Raw genomic sequence first — 12,173 nt, forward strand, 5'->3', positions numbered from 1 at the left:
GCGGTATGGGTCTGATCAATACACAATATCTCATTCATCAATCATCATCATTTCAGGAGCTTGCAGCGCGCTTTGTTCCTTATTTTAAAGGGGTCGAGGAAAAAGAATGGTCGTCTATCCTCGCTCACCTGCAGCATCACGGGATGGTTCGGTCTTGGAGCTCGTGCAAAAACATGATCGACAAGCTCAAGGAAAAAGGGTATTTCAAGCTTGTCATGAAAGAATATCAAACGCTTCAAAAGCAGTGGGAAGGTCCAGACATTCCTGTGTTTATTTTACCTGTCAACGAGAGCAGCAGAGAAATCAGAGAGCAATTTTATTATCAATCCGGCATGGCATTTGATGACAAGGTCTTTCTTTTTTTGTCTCCAAATACCCCGAAGGAGCGAATCGGTACATTGCTGACTCACGAATATCACCATGTATGCAGGCTGCATTTTCTCTCAAAAGAAGAAAAAGACTTTACATTCCTCGATACAATCATGATGGAGGGGCTCGCTGAATATGCTGTGTATCATAGATATGGAGAAAACTATACAGCGAAATGGACCACCTTCTATAGCGAAGAACAGCTTCAGCGTATGTACAAGAAATGGGTATCCAGTCATCTTGATCAAAGAGTCCAGGACGACGAAAGGCTGATACAGAATCTTCTTTATGGAAAAGGGAACTACCCTAAAATGCTTGGTTACGCTACCGGGTTTTATATTGTGAAAAAATATTTCAATGAGCACCGAATCAGCGAGGAGTCGATGATTGCAGAGCCAGCAGAAACCTTTTTAAAGGCGATAGAATCACAAAGTGAATAATTCACATAAAAAGAGACATATTACAAATTTACTAAATACTTCTTGATTTCGTCATAGCGATGTAATAATATACAAATAATTCTTTTTATTTTTAAAATACAGAATATTCAGGTTCGATTCTATTGATCTAAGGAGAAAGGGGCGAATGAATGAGCACGCTGCTTGAAGTGCAAAACTTAAAAACATATTTTTTTCGAAAAAAGGAACCGATACCTGCTGTGGATGGCGTTGATTTCAGCATCAACAGAGGAGAAACTGTCGCATTAGTCGGTGAGTCTGGGTCTGGCAAAAGCATTACGTCCTTATCCATTATGGGTCTGATTCATGGAACGGGTGGGAAAATTATGGACGGTTCCATTAAACTTGATGGAAAGGACCTTGTTACATATAGTGAAAAGGAATTATGCAGCATCCGCGGTAATGATGTATCTATGATCTTTCAGGAACCCATGACCTCACTTAATCCCGTCTTAACCATCGGAGAACAAATAACAGAAATCCTCATCTATCACAAAAAACTTTCAAAAAAAGAAGCGGTCAAAAAAGCGGTTGATCTGCTGAAGCTTGTTGGTTTTTCCCGCCCGGAGCAAATCATGAAAGATTATCCGCATCGTTTATCAGGCGGCATGCGGCAAAGAGTGATGATTGCCATAGCGTTAAGCTGTGACCCGAAGCTTCTCATTGCAGATGAACCGACAACTGCCCTGGATGTGACCATTCAAGCACAGGTACTCACATTAATGAAAGATTTATGCTCTACCTTTGGTACATCTATTCTTCTTATCACACATGATTTAGGTGTCGTGTCTGAAGTGGCAGATCGAGTGATTGTCATGTACTGCGGACAGGTTGTTGAAAATGGAACTGTTGAAGAGTTGTTTGAACAGCCGCTTCATCCTTACACAGAAGGGCTGCTTGAATCGATTCCTGTCATTGACGGAGACATACAGCCGTTAACAGCCATCAAAGGGAATGTTCCTGCGCCAGATCAGCTTCCAGCCGGCTGCCGCTTTGCTCCTAGATGTCCGCAAGTGAAGGAACGCTGCCTGGGAGAACTGCCTAAGCTGAGAACATTTGAAAATGGCAGAAGCGTCAGATGTTTCTTATATGAGGAGGCAGACCACACATGACCCTTGCTCAAAATCAAACACAAATAACGGAATTACCAGAGAAAGAAACGATCCTTGAACTGAAACAGATTCGAAAACATTTTCCGATTAAAGCGGGCGTCTTTCAAAAGAAAGTCGGTGCAGTGAAAGCTGTTGACGGCATAGACTTGAAGATTTATAAAGGTGAAACGTTAGGTATTGTCGGGGAGTCAGGATGCGGGAAATCTACACTAGGCCGGACAATGATCCGCCTATACGAACCAACTGACGGTCAAATCTTTTTTAAAGGGCAAGACATCACGCGCGTATCAGAGTCAAAGCTAAGACAATCTACACGAAAAAACATCCAAATGGTTTTTCAAGATCCCTTTGCATCACTCAACCCTAGAAAAACACTTCGAAGCATCATCAAAGAACCCTACAAAACACATCACTTATATTCCTTAAAAGAAAGAAATGAAAAAGTAGAACAGCTTTTATCAAAGGTAGGTCTTCATCCAAGCTTTGCGAACCGCTATCCCCATGAATTTTCAGGCGGGCAGAGGCAGCGGATCGGCATCGCTCGTGCGCTTGCCATGAATCCCGACATGATCATCGCAGATGAGCCTGTATCAGCACTTGATGTATCTATTCAGGCGCAGGTTATTAATCTGATGGAGGAGCTTCAGGAGGAATTTGACCTTACCTATCTATTTATCTCTCACGATTTAAGTGTGGTCAGGCATATTAGCGATAGAGTCGGCGTCATGTATCTCGGCAAAATGATGGAGCTTGCCGATAAGCATAGTCTGTACGATGACCCGCTCCATCCGTATACACAGGCTCTGCTTTCTTCCGTTCCTGTCACCCGTAAAAAAGGGCAGACGAAAAGAGAACGCATTATGCTCCAAGGCGATCTGCCGAGTCCTGCAAATCCGCCAAAAGGCTGCGTATTTCACACAAGATGCCCGCACGCGAAAGAAATCTGTAAAGAAAAAGTACCAGCATTTCAGGAATTAAAAACGAACCACTTTGTTGCCTGCCACCTCTACAACGCTTGATCAAGCTTGTATGATCTCATCTTTGAGAGGGGGGATGAAACAGGATTCGATCATTATTTTTAAAAAAGAATAGGGGGAATTGTCTATGAAAGGTAGAAATAGAAAGTCCATTTTGGTCAGTTTACTGCTGATTTTTACATTAATCCTTGCTGCTTGTTCTGGTGGAAATAAAACGTCTGGAGACAGTGGAAAGAAATCCACAGGTAAACCGGTACAAGGCGGCGATCTTGTCATCGGTTCAATTGCAGAGCCAACATTATTTAACTCGCTGTATTCTACAGATGTGGCAAGCTCTGATATTGAGGAAAGAATCTACAGCTTCTTACTTCAAACAGACGGAAAGCTCAACCCTCAGCTATCGCTGGCAGAGGATATTAAAGAATCTGATGACGGCAAGCAGTTTGATGTCACCATTAAAAAAGGTGTGAAGTTTCATGATGGTGAAGAACTGACTGCTGACGATGTTGTGTTTACATACAGCATTCCAATCAATAAGGACTACAACGGGGAGCGCGGATCAGGCTTTGAAGTTTTAGAGTCTGTTAAAAAGACAGGGGACTACTCGATCGAATTCAAGCTCAATAAAAAAGATCCGTATTTTTATAATGTCACACTAGGAAGCTACGGTATTTTACCTAAGCATATTTTAGGTGATGTGCCTATAAAAGATCTCGGTGAAAACGAATTTAACCGAAAAAAACCAATCGGTTCTGGTCCATTTAAATTTGCAGAATGGAAAGAAGGAGACTACGTCAAACTAGAAGCCTTTGACGATTATTGGGATGGACGTCCTTACCTTGATACTGTCACAATTAAAACCATTCCTGATCAGAATGCAGCGATTGCCCAGCTGTCAGCAGGAGATATTGATTTCTTTGCTGTACCAGGCTCCGAGCTGCAAACAGCTGAAAAAGTGAGCAACATTAAAATTGAATCTGATCTAGGACTCAATTATTCATACATTGGCTGGAACCAGAAAAATGAACTCTTTAAAAGTAAAAAGGTCCGCCAAGCGCTGACACATGCTATTGATCGTCAAACGATTGTTGACCAAGTGCTAGATGGAGACGGCAAAGTAGCCAATATTCCAGAAAGTCCGCTGTCCTGGAACTATCCAAAGGATGAAAGTGTGCCAGTGTTTGAATTTGATCAAGAAAAAGCGAAAAAGATGCTGAAAGAAGAGGGCTGGGAGGATACAGATGGAGACGGCTATCTTGATAAGGATGGCAAGAAATTCTCCTTTGTCATAAAGACCAACCAAGGAAATAAAGTTCGTGAAGATATCGCTGTCGTTGTCCAGCAGCAGCTCAAAGAAATCGGTGTGGAAGCGAAGCCGCAAATTGTGGAATTCAGTGCACTCATTGAGCAGACGACACCGCCTAAGTGGGATTATGATGCGCTGCTGCTCGGCTGGAGCCTTGCGACATTCCCTGATCAATTCAGCATATTCCACTCAAGCCAGTCTGAAAAAGGCTTAAATAACATCTGGTATAAAAATAAAGAGGTCGATAAGCTGTTAGTCGATGCTAAAAACTTAAGCGATCGAAAAGATTATTCAAAGGCATATGAAAAAATTTATAAACTGATCGCAGAGGATCAGCCGTATACGTTCCTCTACTATGCCAATTCACATCGCGCTATGCCATCTAATCTCCAAGGCTACTCTTACCACCCGAAAGATGAGTATTACAAAATCGAAAAATGGTGGCTTGAACAGTAGGCTGATAGTGAAGAAGGGGGATTCTCCCCTTTCACCGTGAGAACAATCCCTTGCATTCGGTGTCAGTTCTCTGCGCGGGTGCTAAAAAGATCACTTCGTTCGCTCCGCATCAGCACGAGAATTCAAGGGTTTTCAGATCACGCTGAAAAGAAGACAAAAGGCTAAAATAACATCATTTTGGCCTTTTTTTCACAGAATGGCGATCCGATGAAAAAGGAGTTGTGCATATGGTTACATATATCATTAGAAGGACATTGCTCTCGATTCCCATCTTATTGGGGATTACCATTTTGTCCTTTGCCATTATGAAAGCAGCACCAGGCGATCCGATGTCACTCATGATGGATCCTACTATTAGTGCGGCAGACCGGGAAGCCTTTATTGATAAGTACGGCTTGAACGATCCTGAATATGTGCAATATATGAAATGGCTTGGCAATATGCTACAAGGTGACTTTGGCACATCCATTGTCAAAAAGGGAACACCCGTGGCTGATTTGATTTTTGCCCGGCTGCCAAATACCCTCATCCTCATGATCTTTTCTACAATAGTTGCCCTGCTGATCGCCATCCCATTTGGTGTTCTTTCAGCAAAACGTCCATATACAAAGCTTGACTATGGCATTACGGTTACATCTTTTATCGGACTGGCTATTCCAAACTTTTGGTTTGGTCTCATCCTCATTATGGTTTTATCCGTGAACCTAGGTTGGTTTCCAACTGGCGGAGTTTCTACCTTGAATGCCGATTTTAATGTGTTAGACCGGCTTCATCATATCATTTTACCTGCCTTTGTTTTAGCAACGGCTGATATGGCAGGGCTGACCCGGTACACAAGGTCGAGTATGCTTGATGTCATGAGGCAGGATTACATCCGCACAGCAAGAGCGAAAGGCTTTAGAGAAAACAAAGTCATTTTTAAGCATGGTTTAAGAAACGGTCTTATGCCTGTCATAACGATTTTCGGATTAATGATACCATCTTTTATTGGCGGCGCAGTCGTGGTGGAACAAATCTTCACCTGGCCTGGACTTGGAAAGCTGTTCATTGATTCTGCCTTTTCGAGAGATTATCCGGTCATTATGGCAATGACCGTTATTTCCGCAGTGCTTGTGGTGGTTGGAAATTTAATAGCGGATATTTTATATGCGATCGTTGATCCGCGTATTGAATATTAGAAGGGAGCTGAAGCACAATTGGCACAGCCTAATATGGGAACACCTCCTGTTGATATCAAATTAAAGGAGGGCCTTCCGCCAAAGCCAGAGACGATGCTGCGTTTGTTTTGCGAGAAATTTTTCAAAAATAAATTGGCGGTTGCCGGCTCCGTGATCTTATTGATCATTATCTTTTCTGCCATTTTCGCTCCAGTGATCGCTCCATATGCACCAGAGCATCAAGATTTATTGAAGCGGCTCCAGCCGCCAAGTGCTGAGCATTTTATGGGTACTGACAAGTTTGGCCGCGATATATTCTCAAGGGTGCTATATGGCGCGCGGGTCTCTTTATTGGTTGGTTTTGTCTCGGTGGTCGGTGCGATCACCATTGGCACCGTCGTTGGTGCGGTTGCGGGGTATTTCAAAGGGTTTGTTGATTCTTTGTTAATGAGGTTTGTAGATGTCGTGTTGTCGATTCCAGACATTTTTCTATTGATTACGCTCGTCACCATTTTCAAACCGGGCATTGATAAATTGATTTTAATCTTTGCTTTGACAGGCTGGACAACAACGGCCAGACTCATCCGCAGTGAATTCTTATCACTTCGAACAAGAGAATTCGTCCTCGCGGCGAGAACCATTGGAACGAAAAATCATGTCATCATCTTTTCGCATATTTTACCGAACTGTATCGGTCCTATTATTGTATCAGCTACATTAAAAGTAGGCTCCGTCATTTTAGCTGAATCAACGCTCAGCTACCTTGGCTTTGGTATTCAGCCGCCAACGGCAAGCTGGGGCAACATGCTGCAAGATGCACAAAATTTCTCGATTATGGTGCAAGCTTGGTGGTACCCGCTTTTCCCAGGTTTATTCATTTTGCTGACTGTTTTATGTTTTAATTTTTTAGGAGATGGGCTGAGAGATGCGCTTGATCCTAAAAAGCTGAAGTAAAGTTTAAAGGGGCTCTGCGTTTCCTGAACGAAAGAAAGACATGAAGCTCATCATTCTCAGCTTGAAGTTTTGATAAAGTTGGAATAATTTCTCTATCCCTTGCCCATACTGTGGACAACAGTTTTTATAAAGTGAGGGATTGGTTATGTTATTTCTTCATGACGTATGGGTGAATTGGTTTGAAGGGGAAGAGAATGGCTACAATGTGTGTCATTTTCATGAGTGGCGTAAGGAGGACAGTGTTGAACTGTTAGATCAAGTGCCTTTACTTAAGGTGCAGAGCCCTTTGTTTGATTACATAGAGAATGATCTTTCAGAGCTGCCGAAGACGCTGCTAGAGTCTGTATTTGAGAAATCATATATTCGAAAAAATCATGAACGCCGTAAATTAGAGTATTGCTTTGTAGTCACCGACGGAATTCGAATCATTGCTGTAGATACGATAGGGTATTCCATACCTGTGAGAAAAAGCCGCTTGATTCCAAGGCAGGAGCAATTGGTGTATGAAATGGTGAAAGATGTGAAGGCAGAGGAATATGAATTTTCTAAGGACAGCCTTGAATCGACGAAAGAATATCACATTCTATCACTGCCGCCGCAGCATATCAGCGGATTAACGAGAAAAGAAAGACAGCTGAAACAGCTGATGTTTATGGCGCTCGATCAATTAAAAGGGCTCAAAAACAGGGCGGAGATTGCGTATTGGTATACGGAATGGAACCCGCGCATGTACAACCAAATCAAACGAATGTCTTTCGAAGAGATTTGGAACATGCTTTACAATGAAACGATTGATGGGTGGTCAGAGAATCATTTAGCCTTCTGTGAAAAAATGATTAAAGGGCAGCCTTTTTTCGAAAAGCTTTGGGAAATGGAAAACGAATCAAAAGTAAATTAGAAAAAGCTTGCAGCGGCAGTGCTGCAAGCTTTTTTTATTTGCGTTTTCTGCCAAGACCCATCGCATTCTCCATTTTTTTCAGCATTTTGTTTGCTGCGCGGTTTGCTTTTTCAGCACCTTCGTCTAGAATACGGTCAAGCTCGTCTGATTCAATGAGTTCGTAGTATCGATCTTGAATTGGTTTTAAAGCCTCAATGACAACGTTCGCAAGATCTCCTTTAAACTCACCATATCCTTTGCCTTCGTACTTTTGCTCCAGCTCAGCAATCGATATGTTGCCTAATACAGAATAAATCGTCAGCAAGTTGGCAATTCCAGGCTTGTTCTCTTTGTCATACCTCACGATGCCTTCTGAATCCGTCACAGCACTTTTAATTTTCTTTTCAAGCTGCTTTGGTTCATCTAATAAGGTAATGAAAGATTTTTGGTTCGGATCGGATTTGCTCATTTTTTTCGTTGGATCTGTTAAAGACATAATCCGTGCGCCTTCTTTTGGAATTTTCACTTCAGGCACAGTGAAGATGTCATTGTACTTTCGGTTAAAGCGTTCAGCGAGCGTTCTAGTCAATTCAAGATGCTGCTTTTGGTCTTCTCCAACAGGGACTAAATCAGTACCATATAATAAGATATCGCCAGCCATTAATGGGGGATACGTTAATAGGCCTGAAACAACTGCTTCTTTACCAGCGGATTTGTCCTTAAATTGGGTCATTCTTTCTAATTCCCCAATATAAGCAACACATTGAAGCATCCATCCTGCCTGGGCGTGAGCAGGTACCTCTGATTGGATAAACAATGTCGCTTTCTCTGGATCAAGACCAACAGCTAAATAAAGAGCTGCTAAGCTTCTAATATTTTGGCGGAGAGCTAATCGGTCCTGACTCACTGTAATCGCATGTTGATCCACGACACAAAAATAGCCATTATAGTCATGCTGCAAATCAACAAATTGCTTCATTGCTCCAATATAGTTCCCTAACGTGACAGAACCGCTCGGCTGAATGCCTGAAAAAATTGTCTTCTTTGTCATACTAAAACCTCTTTTCTTCAATATAAAAAGGCCCACCCATCACTTTTCAACAGAAAAGGGACGAATGAACCGTGGTACCACCCTTGTTATTTCACATAGAAATCACTCAAGACGTTGATAACGGAGACTGCTCCGTCTAAGCCTACTCACTTTTTTAGAAGTGTTCGGTTAGCTGCTCCAAAGCCCATTCCATACATGCCATTATCTGCTCACACCGGCCGCAGATTCTCTGTAAATGGTGAATATATGTACTCTTCTTTTTCATCGCAACAATATGTCTATCTATTATAAAGGATGACCATGAAAAAGTCACGAAGCCCTTATGTGACCTTCTCATCATGCCTATTGACACTTAAAATTTTAGATAAAATAACAAATATCTGTCAGAATTTTTTAAAAAAGGATGATTAATTATATGTATAAAACATTATTCCTGCTGAATTTGTTAAATTATTTTAATCAATTTACGCTTTAATTTGTTGAAGTGATTGAGACTTTAGTTTATAAAAATCCCTCTTTATCCCCATTTACGTTTTTAAAAAATATATGAAATTGATATTGCAATAAATTATTCTATTCATTATAATGAATTTGTTCACACGTTTGTGCTAGGCTCTTTACATAGTGAAAATTCAGAAAAAACAAAAGAAATAGAAAGTAAGCTATTCAGGGACTTTTTTACGCTATTTCTTAAATCTGAATCTCATCTTCTATCGAGACCTTTGAACTAAAAACATATTATAAGGGGGAATACAGTTGAAAAAGCGTTGGTCTGTTGTTACTTTAATGCTTATTTTCACACTTGTATTAAGCGCTTGTGGTTTCAGCGGAAACAAATCAGGCGACAGCACGAGCAGTTCTGGAGAGGCTAAAACAACATTAAATGTGAATATCTCCACTGAGCCTTTTTCTCTACATCCGGGATTGGCAAATGATTCAACTTCAGGTAGTGTCATCCGTCAGACTTTTGAAGGGTTAACAAGAATTAACGCTGAAGGAAAGCCAGAAAATGCAATGGCTTCTGATATCAAAACAAGTGCTGATGGTAAAACTTATACATTCACACTTCGTGATGCAAAATGGTCTAATGGCGACCCTGTAAAAGCAGAAGATTTCGAATATGCTTGGAAATGGGCATTAGATCCTAAAAATGAATCTCAATATGCTTACCAGCTTTACTATATTAAAGGTGCTGAAGCAGCGAACAAAGGGAAAGCGAAAGTTGCTGATGTTGGCATTAAAGCTAAAGACGACAAAACGCTTGTAGTTGAGCTAGAAAACCCAACACCGTTTTTTACTGAACTAACTGCATTCTATACTTATATGCCAGTCAACAAAAAAGTGGCTGAAAAGAATAAAAACTGGTACACAAATGCTGGTGAAAACTACGTATCTAACGGACCATTCGTTCTTTCTAAATGGAAACATGGCGGTTCTATCACGCTTGAAAAGAACAATGAATACTGGGATAAAGATACTGTGAAATTGAAAAAAATCAACATGTCTATGATCAAAGATACAAACACTGAGCTTAGCATGTTCAAAAAAGGCGAGCTTGACTGGGCTGGTTCTCCAACTGGAAGCCTTCCAACTGAGTCTTTAAAAACATTGAAAAAAGAAGGCGGTCTGAAAATCCAGACGATCGCTGGTATCTATAACTACAAATTCAACACAGAAGTAAAACCTTTAAACAATGCAAACATCCGTAAGGCCCTTGCATACTCAATCAACCGTCAAGCGATCGTTGACAAAATTACGCAAGGTGAACAAGTTCCAGCAATGGCAATCGTTCCACCAACAATGGAAGGATTCACAGATAACAAAACTGGCTACTTCAAAGATCACGATGTAGATACAGCTAAAAAGCTTCTTGAAAAAGGTGCGAAAGAATTAGGTTATAAGTCTGTTTCTGATCTTCCAACATTGAAACTTTCTTACAACACAGATGAAGGCCACCAAAAGATTGCACAAGCAATTCAAGAAATGTGGAAAAAAGATTTAGGTGTGAAAGTTGAACTTGATAACTCTGAGTGGAACGTATACATCGACAAAATCCACAGCGGAGATTACCAAATCGGACGTATGGGCTGGTTAGGTGACTTCAACGATCCAGTGAACTTCCTTGAGCTTTACAAAGATAAAGACGGCGGAAACAACGACACTGGATGGGAAAGCAAAGAGTACAAACAATTGTTGAATGATTCTGCAAAAGAAACAGATAAAACGAAGCGTGAAGAAATGCTGAAAAAAGCAGAAGAAATCATCATCAACGATATGCCTATAGCACCAATTTACTTCTACACTCAGCTTTGGGTACAAGATCCAAAACTTAAAGGTGTAGTTGTATCTGGACTAGGTGATGTTCAATACAAATGGGCACATTTCGAAAAGTAAGAGTAATAGTGTAAGAGATCTACGGCAAGGATCTTAAGGTATATGGAGGATGTCTCTCCATATACCTTTCTTGCTGATTAGAGAAATTGTTGTAAAATCATGGAGGTGCAATTCCGTTGCTTAAATATATCGGTAAGCGATTAATATATATTTTAATCACACTGTTTGTTATTGTAACTGCAACTTTCTTTCTCATGCAGGCAGCACCTGGTGGTCCATTCTCTGGTGAGAAGAAACTTCCTGCTGAAATTGAAGCAAACCTAAACGAGCACTACGGATTGGACAAGCCCTTATTTGTTCAATATGTAAACTACCTAGGTTCAGTTGCAACATTAGATTTTGGTCCCTCATTTAAATATAAAGGACAAACCGTAAATGACTTAATCAGTTCTGGATTCCCCGTTTCCTTTACCCTCGGAATTGAGGCAATTCTCCTCGCATTAGCATTTGGTGTATTGTTTGGGGTCCTTGCAGCGCTCTATCATAACAAGTGGCAAGACTATACGATTGCCATTTTAACGATCTTTGGAATTTCAGTTCCAAGTTTCATTTTAGCGGCGCTACTACAATATGTATTTGCATCTGAGGCAAGTATTATAGCGATCTTCCCAGTTGCAGGATGGGAGTCTTGGGCAAGCACCGTACTACCTTCTATTGCACTTTCCTTCATGCCAATGGCATTTATCGCTAGACTTGCACGGTCAAGTATGCTTGAAGTACTAAATAGTGACTACATTAGAACGGCTAGAGCGAAAGGGTTAACAAAATCTGCTGTGACGATCAAACACGCCATCCGAAACGCATTGTTACCTGTTATCACATACATGGGACCAATGGCTGCTTCAGTTTTAACAGGCAGTTTTGTCGTTGAGAAGATTTTTGGTATTCCTGGCTTAGGCTCTCACTTTGTCACAAGCATTACAAACCGTGATTACACCGTCATCATGGGTGTCACAGTCTTCTACAGTATTATTCTATTAATCAGTATTCTAGTCGTTGACGTCCTCTACGGAATTATCGATCCTAGAATTAAACTGACGAAGGCGAAGAAAGGGGTCTAAC

10 protein-coding genes and 1 other annotated feature are annotated in these 12,173 nt (G+C 41.1%); of the genes, 9 read left to right on the forward strand and 1 reads right to left on the reverse strand.

Annotated elements, in window-relative coordinates; genetic code table 11:
- Nucleotides 1–5: 5 nt before the first annotated feature.
- The 7 genes from MHB69_RS05450 to MHB69_RS05480 all read left to right on the forward strand — a co-directional run bounded on the left by MHB69_RS05450 (nt 6) and on the right by MHB69_RS05480 (nt 7,687).
- Nucleotides 6–809: a DUF2268 domain-containing protein gene (locus MHB69_RS05450; RefSeq protein WP_342496069.1), complete on the forward strand. Its 804-nt coding sequence runs from the start codon at nt 6–8 to the stop codon at nt 807–809.
- 149 nt (nt 810–958) lie between these two features.
- The gene (locus MHB69_RS05455) at nt 959–1,939 is read left to right on the forward strand and encodes an ABC transporter ATP-binding protein (RefSeq protein ID WP_034282076.1); all 981 of its coding nucleotides are present in this window, start codon (nt 959–961) and stop codon (nt 1,937–1,939) included.
- Nucleotides 1,936–2,958, forward strand: a complete 1,023-nt coding sequence (locus MHB69_RS05460; RefSeq protein ID WP_034282075.1) for a dipeptide ABC transporter ATP-binding protein — start codon at nt 1,936–1,938, stop codon at nt 2,956–2,958. Before MHB69_RS05455 ends, MHB69_RS05460 begins: the two co-directional genes overlap by 4 nt.
- Nucleotides 2,959–3,043: 85 nt before the next feature.
- Nucleotides 3,044–4,678, forward strand: coding sequence for a peptide-binding protein (locus tag MHB69_RS05465; RefSeq protein WP_046310550.1), 1,635 nt, complete (start codon nt 3,044–3,046; stop codon nt 4,676–4,678).
- A gap of 227 nt (nt 4,679–4,905) precedes the next feature.
- Nucleotides 4,906–5,856, forward strand: coding sequence for an ABC transporter permease (locus MHB69_RS05470; RefSeq protein ID WP_046310552.1), 951 nt, complete (start codon nt 4,906–4,908; stop codon nt 5,854–5,856).
- A 33-nt stretch (nt 5,857–5,889) separates the two neighbouring features.
- Nucleotides 5,890–6,789 (forward strand): oligopeptide ABC transporter permease, encoded by a 900-nt coding sequence (gene opp4C, locus MHB69_RS05475; protein WP_081124254.1) that lies wholly within the window; start codon nt 5,890–5,892, stop codon nt 6,787–6,789.
- A 145-nt stretch (nt 6,790–6,934) separates the two neighbouring features.
- Nucleotides 6,935–7,687: a YjbA family protein gene (locus MHB69_RS05480; RefSeq protein ID WP_024426484.1), complete on the forward strand. Its 753-nt coding sequence runs from the start codon at nt 6,935–6,937 to the stop codon at nt 7,685–7,687.
- A gap of 34 nt (nt 7,688–7,721) precedes the next feature.
- On the opposite strand, the gene trpS is transcribed toward MHB69_RS05480, so the two are convergent.
- Complete coding sequence (trpS, locus tag MHB69_RS05485) at nt 7,722–8,717, reverse strand: tryptophan--tRNA ligase (protein ID WP_065214229.1); 996 nt, start codon at nt 8,715–8,717, stop codon at nt 7,722–7,724.
- 53 nt (nt 8,718–8,770) lie between these two features.
- Nucleotides 8,771–8,991: a binding site (T-box leader), on the reverse strand.
- Between the two features lie 482 nt (nt 8,992–9,473).
- Here trpS and MHB69_RS05490 point away from each other — a divergent pair.
- Nucleotides 9,474–11,111 (forward strand): peptide ABC transporter substrate-binding protein, encoded by a 1,638-nt coding sequence (locus MHB69_RS05490; protein ID WP_034282068.1) that lies wholly within the window; start codon nt 9,474–9,476, stop codon nt 11,109–11,111.
- Nucleotides 11,112–11,227: 116 nt separating this feature from the next.
- Nucleotides 11,228–12,172 carry an ABC transporter permease gene (locus MHB69_RS05495; RefSeq protein ID WP_024425044.1) on the forward strand — a complete coding sequence of 315 codons (945 nt, stop codon included), beginning with the start codon at nt 11,228–11,230 and terminating at the stop codon, nt 12,170–12,172.
- The last annotated feature ends 1 nt before the right edge of the window (nt 12,173 follow it).

Origin of the sequence: Bacillus sp. FSL K6-0994, from assembly GCF_038630815.1 — a bacterium.
GTDB classification, from domain to species: Bacteria; Bacillota; Bacilli; order Bacillales; family Bacillaceae; genus Bacillus; species Bacillus safensis.